Source organism: Methylotuvimicrobium sp. KM1, assembly GCF_044788715.1.
Lineage (GTDB): Bacteria > Pseudomonadota > Gammaproteobacteria > Methylococcales > Methylomonadaceae > Methylotuvimicrobium.
Genome location: NZ_CP173170.1, coordinates 2,569,470 through 2,587,594, shown reverse-complemented (window position 1 = coordinate 2,587,594; position 18,125 = coordinate 2,569,470). Strand labels below are relative to the sequence as shown.

At 51.8% G+C, this 18,125-nt stretch carries 11 protein-coding genes; all 11 read left to right on the top strand.

What is annotated here, in order from left to right; all coding sequences use genetic code 11:
- The first annotated feature begins 16 nt into the window (after positions 1-16).
- Genes ACINK7_RS11065 through ACINK7_RS11015 form a run of 11 tightly spaced genes read left to right on the top strand, consistent with a single transcriptional unit; the run spans position 17 to position 18,120 of the window.
- Positions 17-1,969, top strand: a complete 1,953-nt coding sequence (locus tag ACINK7_RS11065; RefSeq protein WP_404355104.1) for a phage tail sheath family protein — start codon at positions 17-19, stop codon at positions 1,967-1,969.
- A 42-nt stretch (positions 1,970-2,011) separates the two neighbouring features.
- Positions 2,012-2,449 (top strand): phage tail protein, encoded by a 438-nt coding sequence (locus ACINK7_RS11060; protein ID WP_404355102.1) that lies wholly within the window; start codon positions 2,012-2,014, stop codon positions 2,447-2,449.
- A 5-nt stretch (positions 2,450-2,454) separates the two neighbouring features.
- Positions 2,455-2,895 (top strand): phage tail protein, encoded by a 441-nt coding sequence (locus ACINK7_RS11055; protein ID WP_014148651.1) that lies wholly within the window; start codon positions 2,455-2,457, stop codon positions 2,893-2,895.
- A gap of 7 nt (positions 2,896-2,902) precedes the next feature.
- Positions 2,903-3,091: a DUF5908 family protein gene (locus tag ACINK7_RS11050; RefSeq protein WP_404355100.1), complete on the top strand. Its 189-nt coding sequence runs from the start codon at positions 2,903-2,905 to the stop codon at positions 3,089-3,091.
- A complete protein-coding gene (locus ACINK7_RS11045) occupies positions 3,091-3,798 on the top strand; it encodes a LysM peptidoglycan-binding domain-containing protein (RefSeq protein WP_404355098.1) in 708 nt (235 codons plus the stop codon). The genes ACINK7_RS11050 and ACINK7_RS11045 overlap by 1 nt, the downstream gene beginning before the upstream one ends.
- Positions 3,795-5,561, top strand: coding sequence for a type VI secretion system tip protein VgrG (gene vgrG, locus ACINK7_RS11040; RefSeq protein WP_404355096.1), 1,767 nt, complete (start codon positions 3,795-3,797; stop codon positions 5,559-5,561). Before ACINK7_RS11045 ends, vgrG begins: the two co-directional genes overlap by 4 nt.
- A gap of 12 nt (positions 5,562-5,573) precedes the next feature.
- Positions 5,574-5,843 (top strand): PAAR domain-containing protein, encoded by a 270-nt coding sequence (locus tag ACINK7_RS11035; RefSeq protein ID WP_125219690.1) that lies wholly within the window; start codon positions 5,574-5,576, stop codon positions 5,841-5,843.
- Position 5,844: 1 nt separating this feature from the next.
- Positions 5,845-6,282 (top strand): GPW/gp25 family protein, encoded by a 438-nt coding sequence (locus tag ACINK7_RS11030; protein WP_404361393.1) that lies wholly within the window; start codon positions 5,845-5,847, stop codon positions 6,280-6,282.
- A 3-nt stretch (positions 6,283-6,285) separates the two neighbouring features.
- Positions 6,286-10,686, top strand: coding sequence for a baseplate J/gp47 family protein (locus ACINK7_RS11025; protein ID WP_404361392.1), 4,401 nt, complete (start codon positions 6,286-6,288; stop codon positions 10,684-10,686).
- Positions 10,683-14,354: a hypothetical protein gene (locus tag ACINK7_RS11020; protein ID WP_404361391.1), complete on the top strand. Its 3,672-nt coding sequence runs from the start codon at positions 10,683-10,685 to the stop codon at positions 14,352-14,354. Before ACINK7_RS11025 ends, ACINK7_RS11020 begins: the two co-directional genes overlap by 4 nt.
- A complete protein-coding gene (locus ACINK7_RS11015; protein WP_404361390.1) occupies positions 14,323-18,120 on the top strand; it encodes a hypothetical protein in 3,798 nt (1,265 codons plus the stop codon). The genes ACINK7_RS11020 and ACINK7_RS11015 overlap by 32 nt, the downstream gene beginning before the upstream one ends.
- The last annotated feature ends 5 nt before the right edge of the window (positions 18,121-18,125 follow it).

Here is an 18,125-nt window from a genome sequence, read left to right as displayed (position 1 = left end):
GGAATCGGTAATTATCATGGCTACAGCGTATAAAACTCCAGGCGTTTATATCGAGGAAATTCCGAAATTCCCTCCGTCCATTGCTCCCGTGGAAACAGCGATTCCCGCGTTTATCGGCTACACCGAAAAGGCGGATAAAATCAAGCCGGGCGATTTGCTCAATGTTCCGACGAAGATCGGTTCGATTGCCGAATATGAGGCTTATTTCGGAATTGGCGCGGAATCGACGATTGCCAACGTCAATTTGGATGACAACAAGAATTTTGAATCGGCCGATATTAATAATCGTTTTTTCATGTATGACAGTTTGCGCTTGTTTTATACGAACGGCGGTGGAGATTGTTTTATTGTTGCGACCGGAACTTACGAGACCGCCGGCAAGATAGTCAGCGATTTTACCGGGCCGGGAAAAGGCATGGATACGCTCAACAAAGTCGATGAGCCGACGATCTTAGTTTTTCCCGATAATTCCTTATTGACGACCGGCAACGACTTTTACGGAGTCTACGACGCGGCACTGCAACAATGCGGTAATTTAATGGATCGCGTCGGGCTGTTTCATCTCAAAGACGACGACCCGAAAGGTGCGGAATTTCGGTCCGGGGTAGGCATCAAGGACCTAAAATACGGCGCGGCTTATACGCCTTGGCTTACCGTCAATTTCCCTAAAAATGTCAAGTTACGTCATTTCAAGGATGTCATCTTTAAAGGTTCCACGCATTTCGACTTGGCTGATTTAACCGACGATACGGCGATAAAGGTTTTGCTCGATGAATTTGAACAAGTCATCGACGATGTCGATAAGATCGTTTCGGAAAATGCGGCCCTTGCCAATCCTGCGCAAACCTTAAGAGAACGATTTACCTCGCTGGAAGGAGGCTATTTAGAGAACAAGACACCCGCTAATTTCATGCAGCTGATTAACTTTTTGTTTTCGGTTGCGCGTTCTGTCGATGTGTTGGTAGGTGCCGGCAGTAATGCACTGGAAAATGCCGACTTACAAACCGGTTTACAAAACTTAATTGCCTCGACGCTGAAAGGATTCTATTCAGAATTGATCGCTTACGATAAAGAACTCGACGACGAAATTGGTACATACAATCCACAATTCCAAACAGGCACTCCGCCTTCCGCCGCTGAGTGGGATGACATTTTCGGCGCCGGCGCGCCGGATGCTTCAACGGTAATACCGGGTAGCGCAACGACCAACGCGGCAAAAATGGACAGCGTATTACCGTTGGCAAGGGGACTATTCGACTCGATCAATAATGCGTGGCTTAGCGGCGTAGTCGGTATCGCTCACGAATTAGAGAATCAAAAGCACGACGGCTTGCTCAATGCTTTTCCTCTATATAAATCAATATTGACCGGTATCCAAAACACCAACACCAGCATCCCTCCTTCCGGTGCGATTGCCGGAATTTATGCCTATGTCGATCGAACCCGAGGAGTATGGAAGGCGCCGGCAAACGTCAGCGTATCCGGGATCATCGGCCCGAAAGACTCGTTTCGGGCATCCGAGCTCGATGCGCTCAATATCGATGTCAATAGCGGCAAATCGATCAATGCCATCCGTTTTTTTACCGGTAAAGGCACATTAGTTTTCGGGGCTAGAACCTTGGCCGGCAACGACAACGAATGGCGCTATGTCAGTGTGCGGCGTTTTTTCAACATGGTCGAAGAAAGCACCAAAAAGGCGACCGAACAATTCGTTTTCGAACCGAACGATGCGAATACTTGGGTCAAGGTTCAGGCGATGATCGAAAACTTCTTGACTGTGCTATGGCGGCAAGGCGCGTTGCAAGGCATCAAGCCGGAGCATGCATTTTATGTCGCGGTGGGCTTGGGTAAAACGATGACGCCGCTCGATATTTTGGAAGGCCGAATGATTATCGAAATCGGTATGGCGGCGGTTAGGCCGGCCGAATTCATCATTCTCAGATTCTCGCACAAAATGCCCGAATCCTGATTTTAGAGGCCGACATACTTTAGCAAACAAGAGGGAATCATCATGGCGCAAGTCTATCCATTACCGCGTTTTCACTTTCAAGTGGATTGGGGCGGTGCAAAATTGAGTTTTACCGAAGTCACGGGGCTTGTGATGGAGCGTGAAAAGGTCGAATACCGGCATAGCGACAGCAAGGATTTCAGCAAAATCAGCATGCCCGGACTGATCAAACTGAGCAATATAACGATGAAACGCGGCAAATTCGAAGGCGACTTCGATTATAACGATTGGCTCGGCGAAATCGCTAACGAACGCGTCGAAGGCCGCCGCGATGTCGTGATTCGTTTATTGAACGAAAAACACGAACCGGTTGCGGCTTGGTCGGCGACACGTTGTTTTCCGGTCAAGGTGACCGCGCCCGATTTGAAATCCGACGCCAATGAAGTCGCGATCGAAACCATCGAGGTCGCGCACGAAGGACTCAAGCTAATGAAAGTATAACGCCGATGGCCGATTACTATCCGCCGCTCGGCTTTTATTACAAAGTGGAGTTCGGCATCAGCCAAGTGAGTAACGACGTCCGGTTTCAGTCGGTCTCGGGTCTCACCGTGGAATACGATTATGAAAGCTTCAAGGAAGGCGGCGAAAACCGCTTCGAGCATAAATTGCCGGTCCGAACCAAGTATGCCGACATGGTCTTGAAACGCGGTATGTTGACCGATTCCGACGTGATCGATTGGTTGCTCGATGCCTTTCGCGACCGTGTGTTTAAGCCCGCATCGGTGAATGTGATCTTGATGAATGAAAAAAGCGAGCCGCTACGGACTTGGAAAGTCGCCCAGGCGATACCGAAAAAATGGCAGATCGGCGATTTCAACGCCAATGAAAGCGCGGTCGTCATCGAAACGATCGAATTGACCTACCGTTATTTCACGGTGCAAACCTGAGCCCGCCATGCCGATTGAAATCAAAGAGCTGCATATCAAAGTCACGGTCAACCCGCCCGAAGCAGGGAGCCTACGGCAAGAACCGGATAACGGCGGCAGGGGAGGCTCGGCGGGAAAACCGGTCGATAAAGAGGCCTTGATTGCCGAATGCGTCGAACAAGTTTTGCAAATTCTACAGAATAAGACGGAGCGCTGATGGCCGAGAACGGGAAACTGGAAAAGATGTTGATACTGGCTTTCTCCGATTCGGAAAAAGCCGAAAGCGGCGGCTTGCTCGAGGCCGACGAAAGCGTCGAGGCCTTGATCAATCCGGAGAACTATACGCTCGACTATAAGCTCAAGTTTTCCGAATCCGGGCAAGGGCAGGGTACCAGTGGTCAACAATTAAAATACGAATATACCGAACCGGAAGAGATTTCTTTCGAATTTTTATTCGACAATACCGGCATCATCGACGGTAAACCGCGCGACTCGATCGCCGGCGACATCAAAGCCTTCAAGGACATGTTGACCGGCTATAAAGGCGATGCCCACGAACCGCGTCATTTTAAGCTGGTCTGGGGCGAGCATTCGATTTTTAAGGGGCGGGTCGTCGAAGTCGGCATTTCCTACAAACTATTCAGACCGGACGGCACGCCGATACGGGCATTGGTCAAGGTTAAATTCAAAAGCAGTATCGAGGAAGAAAAACGCGCCGCGAAAGAAAACAAAAGCTCACCGGACTTGAGCCACAGCCGCAAAGTCAAGGCCGGCGATACATTGCCTCTGATGTGTTACAAAATCTACGGCGATCCGCGTTATTACTTGGAAATTGCAAAAATCAACCGCTTGGATCACTTCAGGTCGCTCGAACCCGGCCGTGAAATCGTGTTTCCTCCGGTCAGCAAAACGGCTCGATCATGAGAAACGAATCCGCCATTCCAACGCCGGCCACTCCCGATGTTTGCACGGTGACCTTATTAATCGACGGCACCGAAATTCCGGGACAATTTCAGGTGCTCTCGGTCAGCGTCAATAAAGAATTGAACCGGATTCCGTCGGCGACGATTCACATCAAGGATGGCGAGGCGGCGCAAGCCGACTTTCCCGCCAGTAATACCGGATTGTTCATTCCGGGTCAAAAGATCGAAATTCAGTTCGGTTACCGCTCGCAAAACGCCACGGTATTTAAAGGTATGATCGTCAAGCATAGTATCAAGCTCAGAAAAAACGAAAGCCTCTTGATTCTGGACTGCCGGCATGAAGCGGTCAAAATGACGTCCGGCATACACAGCCGCTACTTTACCGAACAAAAAGACGGCGACATCATCGAAACATTATTCGGCGGTTACGGCTTGACTGGCACGAGCGATACGACCGAACCGGATTTACAAGAGGTCGTGCAATTCGAATCGACCGATTGGGATTTTATGCTATGCCGGGCCGAAGCGAACGGTTTCGTCGTCAATGTCGGCGACGATGCGATTGCCGTCGGCAAACCCGCAACCGGTGAAGAATCGGTCGTGAAGGTCGCTTACGGTTCGACTCTTTTGGAACTGGACGCCGAAATCGATGCGCGTTTGCAAAGTCCCGGAATCAAGGCCACGGCCTGGCATGCGGCCGATCAGGAATTGCTCGAAGCCGAAGCTTCCGAACCGGAATCCGCCAGTGCCGGCAATATCGATGCTGAGACATTGGCGGCGATACTGGGTACTGAAATACATGAACTACGCCATGGCGGCGGCTTGAGTCAGCCGGAATTGAAAACCTGGGCCGATGCACGCTTGCTGAAGGAGCGTCTAGCCAGAATCAGAGGTCGGGCGAAATTTCAAGGCATTGCCGAGGTCATGCCGGGGACCGTGATCGAAGTCAGTGGCATCGGCGAGCGCTTTGCCGGACTGTTTTATGTGTCCGGCGTGCGGCATTGCGTTTCCGGCGGCAACTGGGAAACCGATGCGCAACTGGGCCTAAACCCCGATCTATTCGCCGAAACCTACAACTTACGCCCGTTGCCGGCGGCGGGATTATTGCCGTCGGTCTGCGGACTGCAAATGGGGATCGTGACGGTATTGGAAAACGATCCTAAAGGCGAAGACAGAATAAAGGTTCGGCTGCCGCTGGTCGGCACGGCCGATGAAGGCATTTGGGCAAGGCTTGCAACGCTCGACGCCGGCGATGGGCGAGGAACGTTTTTTCGGCCCGAGATCGGCGATGAAGTCGTGGTCGGATTTCTCGGCGACGATCCGCGTTATCCGGTCGTGTTGGGCATGTGTCACAGCAGCGCGAAACCGGCGCCGGAGCCCGCGAAGGACGACAATCATTTGAAAGGCTATGTCAGCCGCGAAAAGATGACTCTGACCTTCGACGATGAAAACAAAGTCGTCGTGCTCGAAACGCCGGGCGGCAACCGCCTGATTTTGTCTGAAGACGAGCAGGCTGTCGTGATCGAGGATCAGAGCGGCAATAAAGTCACCATGAATGCCGACGGCATCAAGCTCGAAAGTATCAAAGACTTGATATTAAAAGCTGCCGGCGACGTCAAGATCGAAGGCATCAATACCGAACTGAGCGCGCAAGCCGAATTCAAGGCCTCGGGTTCCGGTTCGGCTGAAATTTCCGGCGCCAGCACCACGGTCAAGGGCAGCGCCAGCACCACGATTCAGGGCGGCGTCGTGCAGATCAATTGAGGAGATGAAGCGATGTTACCGGCAGCCAGAATCACCGACATGATCGTCAGCACCGCGACGCAAGGCGCACCGGTGCCGATTATTCCGCCGGGCGAACCGACCGTTTTAATCGGCGGTTTGCCGGCGGCGCGCTTGGGAGATTCGTGCGGAGTCGATGCGATTATCAAAGGCTCGGCGACGGTCATGATCGGCGGCATGCCGGCCGCGCGTGTCGGTGATTCAAGCGCTTCGGGCGGCGCGATCCTGCCGCCCGGCATGCCGACAGTATTGATAGGAGGATGACATGAGTTTTCTCGGACGCGGCTGGTCTTTTCCACCGACATTCAACCGGGCAATCGGCGGCGTTACGATGCTCGAAGCCGAAGCGGACATCGCTTCGAGCCTCGAAATTCTGCTGAGTACCGCGCAAGGCGAGCGCACGATGCTGCCTAGATACGGCTGCAATTTGCAGGAGTTGGTGTTCGAAAGTTTGGATACCCGCATGAAAACCTTGATGGCGGACAAAGTGGAATCGGCGATTTTATATCATGAGCCGCGTGTCGAACTGGAAAGCGTTCGGCTCGACGATAGCTTGGAGTTGGTGGGCGTGGTATTGATCGAGGTGATCTACCGCGTCAAGGCCACGAACTCGCGTTTCAATTTCGTTTATCCCTATTACAAATCGGAGGGTACCGATATTAATCTAACCGCAGCCGTCAACCTCTTGCCCGATAGCGATTGAATCATGACCAATTCGAGCGAATGCAAACAAAACACCGATGCCTCGAGGCTAATGCATGAAGGCAGCAGCCAAGACTTGCGTGTGCCTAAGGCTTTGGATCCGGGGCATGTGCCGGTCAATGAACGAGGACCGGAATACGGCCTGGTGTTTGCAAAAGCCTATTCGGCCTATCTCAATTATTATGACCCGAACAACAGCGTCACCGGCGATTGGCAAAGTTTTTTCGATAAGGATGTCTCGGTGTTGTTGGCTGTCGCCGCGATACAAGACGTCGACGCGTATCGCTCGGCAGTCAAAGCCTGTTTCGATTTTTTGAACAATAGCAATAATCGATCGCAAGCAGAAGCGCTCAAACAACGCTTGGGTTTCTTGTTCAGTATCGCGGCGACCATGGCCAAGCAACTAGACCGCTTGAAAGAAAACTTGCCGGTCGATACGGCGCTGAAAAATCTTTTGCAAAGCCGTATACAATCGCAGTCGGCGCCGGGCTTCAAACGGCTTATCGCTTACTACAAGGCTTATGAGAGCGATTTCGGATTGACCGACGACGAGCTGGACGTTGCTGCGGAATTGACGATATTCGGTCAAGAAGCCCAAGCCTTCGGCGATATCTATCGAAGCCCCTTTTCGAAAGATTGGATCATCGGCGACTTTCCGGATTGGCCGCATTACATCGACAGCATCGTCAAGGATGCGGGGGTTTTCGGCCCGCTGCTTGACCCGTCCGATCCGAACTATTGGTTTTCAATCCTGAATCCGGTCGCGAGCCACAACCTTTTTACATCGCTATTCGATGAGTTATTGAAAATCTATGCGCGCATCGTCATCGAAGCCAAACAAGAATTGGAAAATTCGTTCATTCAAAACGGCAATCATGAACCGCATTATGCGCTGCTGATCGCTTTCTTACGTTTGTTCGAAGGGACTCGGGCCGAGATCAACACCTTGACAGGCCGGCACCTGGATTTTTATTACCGGGACATTTTACGGCTCAAGGAAAAACCCGCCGAACCGCCTCGGGTCCATTTATTGGCCGAATTGGCTAAACATGCCGACAGTCACCGGTTTGATAGCGGCGTATCGTTCAAGGCAGGAAAGGACGATTCAGGCATCGAGGCCTTTTTCACGAGCGAACGCGACTTCATCGCCAATAAAGCGAAGGTTGCGGCGCTGAAAACTGTATACCGTCATGACGGCGAAGCGGTCACCGGATTGGGTGTCAACGCGGCTAAACAGTCGGGCCGTTACTATGCATCGCCGGTTGCCGATTCCGAAGACGGACTAGGCGCGAAACTGGCGAACGAAGAACAATCCTGGCATCCGTTTTTCAATAAACGCTATAGCAATACGCAACTGGAAAGTATTGCGATGCCCGAGGCCGAACTGGGTTTTGCGATTGCTTCGCACTATTTATGGTTGGCCGAAGGCGAGCGGACCGTGACGGTCGAATTTTATCTGAGTGATATTGCTTTCAATGCATTACCCGGCGATTTGAAAGCGGATCTTGTTTGTTCTTTGTCTACCGAAGAAGGTTGGCTCGAAAAGTCGGCAATGAAATTTGAAAGCGTGCAAGGCAGGCTTCAATTGAAAATCAAACTTTCCGGGGCCGATCCTGCAATAACGGCGTATAGCCCTAAAGTTCATGGCTTTGGTTTTTCATCTAACTTGCCGATTTTATTAGTTAAGTTTCGGCATCAAAGCGACCGCCTTTATCCGGCGGCATTACTCGCCAACGCGGTGCTCGATAAAATCGGATTGAACGTTGCCGTCAAAGGACTCAGAAGCTTAAAGGTTTCCAATGATTTCGGTTCGGTAGTCACCTCTAAGCCTTTCCAGCCATTCGGCCCATCTCCTGTGGCCAATAGTTCATTGATCTTGGGCTCCAAAGAAGCCTTTCAAAAAAAACTGCTTTCAGCGAAAGTCAATTGGCAATGGCAAAATCCTCCCGAGCCTTTCGATACCCAGGTCAATATCAACGTCGATTATTTACAGTCGGGAACGTGGAAACAAGCGACTAGCGAAACCAAAGCGATTACAAGCGATTCCTATACGCTTGATAGCGAAATCAATCAAACCATAGTTGATGCCGCCGACTTCAATGAGCCTGTGTTTTATAACTCCGCTTCGCGTCATGGCTTTGTGCGGTTTTCGACGAGCGAAAGTTTCGGGCAAGACAAGTATGAAAAAGCGTTGATCGATTACATCAGAAAGCTGATGGATAACGATAAGGAATTGGCAAAGGGTGTTCAGGCTTCAGTCGATTTTATCGGCCAAATCAATACTAGGGTGCAAGAATTCAATGATTTGCACAATTCGGTCATTGAAAATCTCAGTCAATTACCCACTCAGATGGCTGAAGTTACCAATGATTTGATTGAAAAGGTTCCTGAAGTGATCGAAAACACGGAGAAAGTTTTTGAAAAAATCAATCATGTTTATGGCGAAGCGGAAACGGAAATCCAAACTGTTATCAATAATTTACTGCAACAATTTCCTGACGTAGGAATAGACCTGGATGTCGTCAATGGCTGGAGTAATCTCACAGCGTTATCTATTCCCGACGATGCTAGTGAGGGAGTTCCTAGTCTCATCGGTCGATTGAATCAAACGGTAATCAGGCTTTCCACTTTGAAAGATACGGTCGTTGATATCGCGAAAGAAATAGAAAAAAAAACGGGGGTCGCCAATCTAACTCAAACAGTCAATACTTTCTTGAGTCTCGTAGACAATACCTATGATGATATCGATCGGATAGCGAGTGAAATGATCAAGCTCGATAATGCCGCTAAATGGGTCACTGAAAAGACATCGGTCGTTATGTCGGCCGGTAGTCAGCTTATTGAGAATTTCGGTGCCCAAATCGTTCAATTCAATAATAACGTTGCCGGCCTTGTCGCCGGTGTCTCGACGATGGTTGAGGGAATAGGCGAAGTCTTAGGTGGCGAGCCTATCAAGCCCAAGCCGCCGACCGGTCCATGGATGACCGAGTTGACTCTTGACTACGCCACGGATGAGCAAATGATTGCGCTCGATAGCACCGATTCAGGCATTTGGCGGAATAGGCAAGCCTTTTTCTTTCATTTGGCGCCGTTTGGTCAATGTGAACAACATCCGTTTCTTAATTCGACGCGTAAGGTTTATTTGATACCGGGTTTTCGTTTCCAACAAGACCATGGCGAAATAATGAGCGGCGCCGAGTTCTACATCGGTCTAACAGGGCTAGTTCCGCCGCAAAACCTGTCGCTGCTGTTCCAAGTCGCGGACGGCACGGCCGATCCGTTGACGATCAAACCCGACCCGCATATCCATTGGAGCTATCTACGCGGCAACGAATGGATCGCTTTCAAGACAGACGAAGTCGAAGACGGCACGGGCGGTTTATTGAACTCCGGCATCATCAGGTTTGCACTGCCGAACGACGCCGATAACAACAACTCGATTCTACCGGCCGGCATGCATTGGCTAAGGGCGGCGGTGGCATCGCACAGCGAAGCGGTTTGCCGTTTGCAAGCCGTTGCCGCGCAAGCCTTACAGGCGACCTTTAGTGACCGAGGCAACAATCCCGGCTTCTCGGCGAAACCGCTAAAAGCCGGCACGATAAGTCAGTTGGAGCGGCCGGATGCGGTCGTCAAAAAGATCGAGCAGCCTTTTTCCTCGTTCGGCGGACGCGGCGCCGAGACGCCGGCGGCTTTTTATGCGCGCGTCAGCGAACGTCTGCGTCATAAGGACAGAGCGGTCGCGCTTTGGGATTACGAGCACCTGGTTTTGGAAGCCTTTCCGCAAATTTATCGCGTCAAATGCCTGAATCATACTCAGTACGAGCCCGGCGAAAACGGCGATTTCGTCTACCGGGAACTCGCACCGGGCCATGTTACGCTGATTGCGATTCCCAACCTGGAATTCCAAACGTTTCGCGATCCTCTCAAACCCTATACGAGTCTCGGCTTGCTCGATGAAATCAAGGATTTTTTGAGCGCGCGCGTGTCTTGTTTCGTCAACTTGCATGTCCGTAATCCGCTCTTCGAGACCGTGCGTTGCTCGTGTAAAGTCCGTTTTCATGAAGGCTTCGACGAGACATTTTATAGCAATACGTTGCGCCAAGCGATTACCCGGTTTTTGTCGCCCTGGGCTTTTGCGAACGATGCAAAGCCCTTTTTCGGCGGAAAAATTCATCAATCGGTATTGATTCGTTTCGTCGAAGAGCAGACTTATGTCGATTATTTGACCGACTTTGTGTTGTATCACGATAGCGGCGGGGCGGCAGGAGACGTCGCGGTCCATGATGCGGCAGGTTCGACTGCGGCATCGATTTTGGTTTCGGCGCCGGCCGGCGAACACCAAATCGATGTCATTAAACCCGCCGCAGTGCATGAACTCGGCGAAACCTGTCCGTGCGAGCCATGAAAGAGCCAGCCGTTTTCTTACCTCGACTGGATTCGCAAAAGCCTAGGGAGGACTTTTTTGCGTTGCGCCGCGAAGGCATCGGCTATATCGAGCAGGCCGGCAGTCGGCATTGGACCGATTATAACACCCACGATCCGGGCATCACGATCCTGGAAGCCTTGTGTTATACATTGACCGATATCGCATACCGAAGCGGTTGGGATATCAAGGACCTGTTGACCCGAGAATTCTCGACCGCTGCCGACCCGTTCCCGGCTCAAGCGTTTTATACTGCACGCGAGATACTAACGAGCGGTCCCGTCACACCGGACGATTTCAGGCGCGTGCTAATCGATTTGGAGCCGGTGCGCAATGCTTGGGTATTTTGTAAACAATGCGCCTGCGAAACCGATTATTACGCACTATGCGACGAAGATCGTTTGGTTTTGTCCTACCGGAAGCCCGAGCAAGGCGATTTAGACCCGAAAAAAGTGGCGGTATCTGGGTTATACGAGGTCCTGCTAGAACTGGAATCCGATCCTGAGTTGGGCGACTTGAATGCCCGCAAAATTCAGAAAACACGCCTTTTTTATGACGCCGAAGGCAGAGTACAGACCCGGGTCGTCGAAGTGCGTTTCCCTGATTTATCCTTGTCCGCAGCGGACGAATGGCAGGATTTTTTAGATGATTTCCACGATTATGAGATCAGCGTCCGAATCGGCGCGGCCAAAGGCTACGATGTCTTGACCGATGCGACGCTGGATCAGGCCGGCAAGGAGCGTTATTTAAAGAGACATTGGCGGGAATTGTTCCATGTGGATTTTCTGCTGACATCGGAAGCATTAACGCTGGCAATCGACAATGCTACGCTGCGCGTATTCGGCAATGCCGATGCACAGGCGGAAACGACGCTGGACGAACTGGTGGAGTTGCTGCTGGACGCTTCGGATTCGGGAATCGTCGGGCTTTACCGGCGCAAAGCACTCAAGATTGCTCAAGCCGTCGAACAGGCCAAAAGGTCATTGCATCAGAGGCGCAATCTCGATGAGGATTATTGCCGTATCGAAGGCATAGCGTTGGCCGAAATTGCGTTATGCGCCGATGTCGAAGTGGCCTCCGATGCCGATATCGATCGCGTGCAAGCGCGCATCTGGCAGGAAATCGAACATTACCTGAATCCGCCGATCCCGTTTTACAGTTTGCAGGAATTGCGCGATGAAGGCTTGGCGGTCGAAGACATTTTTAACGGACCGGCGCTCGACAACGGTTTCATCAAATCCGAAGACCTGCAGCGAGCAAAGTTGAAATCGGAAATCAGAACCTCCGATATCGTCAAACGTTTGATGGCGATCGACGGCGTTCTGGCGGTCAACAACCTGCTGTTAACCCTCTATGATCCGCAAGGCCGAATCGTCAAAGGCAAGGCCGACCCGATTTGGCAAAACGACGGCACACCTTTGTTCGATCCGGATCGAATCAGCGCGGCCTGGTTGCTGATGCTTGACGATCGCAAACAGCCGCGATTTTACCGCGAAGCATCGAGGTTTTTATTTTTTAAAAACGGCCTGCCTTTTCAAGCGCGCTACGACGAAGCCATTGCAACCTTGCATCAATTACGCGGCGAGGCAGAGCGCCCGAAGATCAAAAATACGCCGAAAGACCTGCCGTTGCCGAAGGGAATATACCGAAATCCCGGCCATTATTTTCCGATACAAAATGAATTTCCGCAGAGTTATGGCATCGGCCCCGAAGGCCTGCCCAGCCATGCGTCCAAAATACGGCGGGCTCAGGCCAAACAATTGAAAGCCTATTTGCTGGTATTCGAGCAATTCTTAGCCAATCAACTAGCACAGCTAGCGCAAAGTGCCGATTGTTTTTCGTTGGACCCCGGCATACATCAAACCTATTTTATCAAGGAGTTAACGCAAGATATCATCGACGGTTACGACGATCTGGTCGCCGGTTTGGACAAGGAAAAACTCGAAAAGCTGATCGAGTCCGAACCGGAATTTTTGCAGCGGCGTAACCGTTTTCTCGATCATTTATTGGCCCGCTTCGGCGAACAGTTATCCGACTACACCTTGTTGCTCACCGACCTTGCCGGCCGCCAAAAAGCGCAAGCATCCTTGATCGACACCAAACTCGCCCTGCTCAAAGCACTTCCGGAAATTAGCCGGTACCGTTACCGGTCGTTCGATTACACCGGCGAAGCCTGCGCGCCCGAGCAATATCCGGTTCTGAAAAAACGCGTGAACCTTCTGCTGGGCATTGCCGATCTGAATTTGGCATTGTCGCCATTGGAAACCATTGCCGGCAAGACCGAAATCGCCTTGGAATTGATGGACTGGAACAATCGACCTTGGCTGGCCGGCACGCTTGAGCTTGACGCATACGCTGCATCCAATACCGCCGCTTACCGCACGGTCGTCAAGCAAATGAGCGACCCTAACGCTTATCGGATAAATGAGCAGACTCATCAATTAACGCTTGAGGATGATGCGAACGTATTGCGTGCCGCTTATCCGGATGATTTGGCGACAGCGGCCGAAGCGGAAACGATCAAGGCTATTTTGCTGAATTGGAGCGCGCATCAACGAACGATTCTGGTCGAACATGTGCTGCTCAGACCCAAGTTTCCGGGCGACGCGCTTTATCCGGCTTGCTCCGAAGATGTCTGCAAAACCTGCGGCGATGAAGACCCTTATTCGTTTCGTTTGACCTGGGTCATGCCGAGCTGGACCTCGCCGTATAACGTCAACTTGGACTTGCGAGCGTTTGCCGAACGCACGATACGCCAAGAAACGCCGGCGCACTTATTGAGCAAAATCTGTTGGGTCGGCAATAAAGGTATTATCGACAATCCCTGCGAACCGGCCGTTGACGAGTTGGCCGCGCTATTGCTCGAACAAAACCAGGCCACGGAAGAGGAGGCCTGCGACTGTGCAAAAGTGATTTACAGTGATTTCAGCCGAGTATTCAAGGACTGGTATCACGGTAAAACCTTGGATTATTTCGATCTGGACGTCTTGCGGGCGCAATTGGCAAGCGAATTCGAGTCCAATCTGAACCCCGGCGGTATTGAATGTAACTTGGCGATCGGCGCCGTTTCATGGATCGCTATCGTGTCGCGGTTGGCCGAGCATTTTGCTGAAATCGCCCGTTACGGCCGGCAGTTCGAACGGTTCGAAACGGCTTGGTGCTTGTGGCTTGAAGCGAACGCCTCGATCGATTGGACCGAACAGCGCCTGCAGGAAAGACTCGAAGCTTTGTTGGCCGAGTCCTTGCTCGATGGAGACCAAACATTGTTGTGCCGATGCGCCGCCGGCATTCTTGCCGATTACGGCACGTCGTTTTCCGATTGGCTGAACGGCTATGTCGAAAATGGCTTTGAACCGCCCGAAGATTTGACGTTGATCGAGCCGGCACCGATCGTGTTATGTTCCGATGCTCACTTTAAAGCCGGTACCGAAACCGAATTGAAAGCCTTGCTCGATAAGCATTACCAACACTACATTGAAGTGTCTTACCGGCTGAGAATCGTAGTCAATTTGCTGGCCGATCTGAAATCTATCTATCCCGAAGCGACTCTACACGACTGCGACGACGGCAGCGATCATAATCCGGTACTGCTCGATAGAACGGCCCTCGGTTCGCTCAATGCCGTACCACGGCCCTTTGAAAACCCATGAACACGATCAATTTCCAATTTTCGAAGCCAATCAGGTACTGAGCAACCGGCATCTGAATCAGGTATTTAATTACTTGGACGAGCAAAACCGGCTGACGCGCTCGAACCTGATCGGTATCGGTATCGTGTGCGGGTTTGAACTCGACTACACGACGGCTCCGGAAGCGGTTATTCGGCTATCGAAAGGCATCGGTATCACTTCGGAAGGCTATTTGATCTGCGAAGCCGACGATATCGAGCTGAGCGCCTATCGCCCCTACACGCTGCCCAACGATATCGAGTATGTACCTTTTGAAGGCTATCCGCTTTGGGAACTGTTCCCGAACGGCGAGCCGAACACCCAAGCCTTGAATCAACCGTCCGGTTTCCTGAACGATAAGGCGCTGCTGTTTTTTTTGGAGTTGAAAAAGGCCCCGCTGCGCAATTGCAGTCCGAATAATTGCGACGACAAGGGATCGTCGGTGACGGTCACGCTTAGGCGTTTGTTGATCAAACGCACTGACCTAGCCGACATCATTGCCTCGCTCAATGGCCTCGACGCGGGTCTGAGTTCCGCCGATTTGGAAAATCAATTGGCCGAACGTTTCAATCTGCCGGATTTTCGTTTGCCGAACATCAGCGTGCCGAGTACGTCCTTGGCGACTTCGCAGCAGGTCTTGGCTGCATTTCACGCCGTTTTTTCGTCCTCCGGCTTGGCCGCTAAAGTCGGCGATGCCTTATCGGCCGCGTATCGAGCCTTTAAACCGCTCGTCGAGAACGATTATCCGAACGACCCTTTCGAAGGCTTCGATGCGAAATTCGGCTTTTTGAATAGCCAACCCGATTCGGCCGAACAAGTGTTGTTTCTACCGTATTATTACGATTGCTTCGACGACTTACTGGCCGCTTACGACGAATTCCGCTGGCAAGCGGCTGAGTTGATTTGTTTATGCGGCCCGCCGGCAGAGTTGTTTCCACGGCATTTAATGCTGGGTTTATTGTTTCCCGAAGCCGTCGCAGACCCCGGCCATTACCGGCATCGTTTTTTGCCGTCTCCTGCGGTCGGCGCCTGTACAGAGCAAGCCCGAACGCTACAACAGTTGTTCGCGCGTTTGGTCGAGATGGTCGAGCGCTTTTCGCATAATCCGCCATTAACGAACGATGCAACGCAGCAGATCAAGATAACGCCAAGCCGTTTGGGCGCAGTCGCATTGTCGGAAAAGGCGATCCCTTACTATTATTTGCAAACCGGCAATTTACCGCTGTATCGCTTATGGAATCCGGTTTTGACACGGCGCGGCCGGGCCGCGCAAAATCTCGGCTATCGCGCCTTTGAATATGCGTCGCAAGCGTTCGTGCTCGAACCGCTACGTTTCGATCTTGAGCCCTACAATTTTTTGCGCATCGAAGGACACTTAGGCAAACCCTATCAGGAGGTACTGGAAAATCTACTGCGGCAAAAAGAGCGTTACCGATTGCCGATACAAATCATGGCATTGCGTACCGGAGAGTTCGACGAATCCGAAAGCGTCGATCTTAAAGAGCATGCTTGTTATTTCGAGGATTTACTGACGCTCTACCGAGCCTACAAGCGGGAAATTTCCTGTGCGTCTTCTAAGGCGCTATCGGCCTTGTTGAACAAAAACATCGGCCGGCAAGCTCTCGCCGCCGAAAGCCGCATAGCGATGCTCGATCGGCAGCCCGGTACCTTGGGCGCTTTATTCGCCGAAAAATATCAGGGACGGGATGTGTGCGATTTAGTCGATATCGGCGAACCGCCTTTGATGAATGCCGCGATTCGGTCGGTGGGTTATCTCTACAAATTCGAACAACTATTGGTTGAGGATCTCGCCGAAATCGACTGGTCGTCATTGCAGAAAAACACGGCGGGATTTAAACAATGGACGGCCGAAATCGAAAAACAGCAGAAAGGCGATGAAACTGCGGGCGAACTCGATTGGAATACGCTTGCTCTTGTTTTGAAGTCGATGCTCGATCAATGCAAGCTCGAAGCCTTGGAACTAATACAAGAAGAGTGGTTGCGGCGCATTCGCGAAGTCAAGAAAAAACGCTTTCTGAGCCATTTTTTACAAAAACACCCGGGTATTCGCCATAAAGCCGGCGTACCCATAGGCGGCACATTCGTATTGGTCTATCACGAGACGTCCATAACCGACGCGAAACCTGCGGTATCGGCAGTGAATAATGTTGCCGCCGTTGCCTCAAACATTGAACGCATACCGGCATCCGTTACGAATGCGAGAGCCTTGGCGGCTGCCGAAAGGCTGAGAAGCAATCCCGCGTTGGCTGCCGATAACGATTTGCAATGGCTACTAGAAACCGTGACCGGAAGACCGTTTCGCCCTGAGATAGGGGGGCCGTCGCACTGGAGTAAACTGTTGGATGCGGTTGTCGGACAATTGCCGGACGGTTCGGTCATTGCCGATTTTTATCTGCCTTATTTGTGCTGTTCGGACTGCGCGCCGATTCAATTCGTCTTGCCGAAATCGCCGCCGACCTTCGATATCGAAGTGGGCTGCACGAATCCTAACAATCAAGCGGAAGTTTCCGTGATACCGCTGAGCGGCAAAGCGCCTTATCGATTGCAATTGAACGATCAAGCCTATGAGCCCTTGACCGATAAGCCGCTGATATTGAACGCGGGCGTTCATCGCATTCGGATCATCGATGCCGACGATAGCGAATCGACGGTGCGCGATATCGTCATCGCAGAGCCTTTGCGCTTGCTCGAACCGGATTATCGATGCACCGATGCCGATGCCTATATCGCGACGGTGCAGATTACCGGCGGCACGCCTCCGTATTCGGTAAACGGAGAATTGTTAAGCGGCAATGCGTTCGTTTCGCCGCCGACAGCGAGCGGTCAAGTGCTGCCGGTCGAGGTCATCGACCGTAATCAATGCAGCGTCGCGACCGAATTGGTTTTCGTTTGCGAAGCGGAATGCGATTTACCGTGCGGAGGTTTGTCGCGGCGTTGCGCTTATCGTTTATGGCTGCAACCGCCCGGCCCGGAAACGTCTTATGAGGTGGTTCGACTAAGCGGCAACCTGATCCGTTTCCGCTTCAATGATCAAGATTTCGAGATAGGCGCGGAAAAAGTCTTTGCGGATGTCACTGCGGCGAATTTGAATCAAACTTTCGATAATACGATAGGCGGAGCCATTAAAATACTGAACGCATTGATAGAAGAAGAGTTGGTCGACGAATTCGGCGAGGCGGGTAGGGGACGCGTGATCGTCTCATACGAGCCGGACGAGAAGGAACCGTTCGCGGTATTGCGAATCGAGCATTTTGTTTGCGAACGTTTCAGTTTGGAATGGAGTATGAGCTATGCGCAACCGGCGCCGGTCTTCGAAATTAGCGTGCGCTATAGCAATGAGCCGTTGCCTAACGGCAATACATTCAACGGTGTGATCATACGAGACCGAAGGCGCAATACAGAAACCCGGGTTCCGGCCTTCGACTGCAGCGAACGCAACCAATGCGTGGACGGCGAATTTAGAAGACTGTGCGATGGCCCTGATATACGACCATCGATAGCATTCGAGTCGATCGGTACGAATCGCATGAGTTTTTCGGGAAGCATCGAAGGCAGTGCATCGTCTCCAATCATTGCCTGGATATGGGATTTTCCGTCTGCTCAGCCCTCAGAACCGTTGTATGCCGGCAAGGAAGTCGAGGTTGAGTTCGAGAAGCTAGGACCTAGCGCAAGACTTACCGTAATTACGACGAACGGCTGCCATTACGTTGCCGAACGGGCCTTATAGCTCTG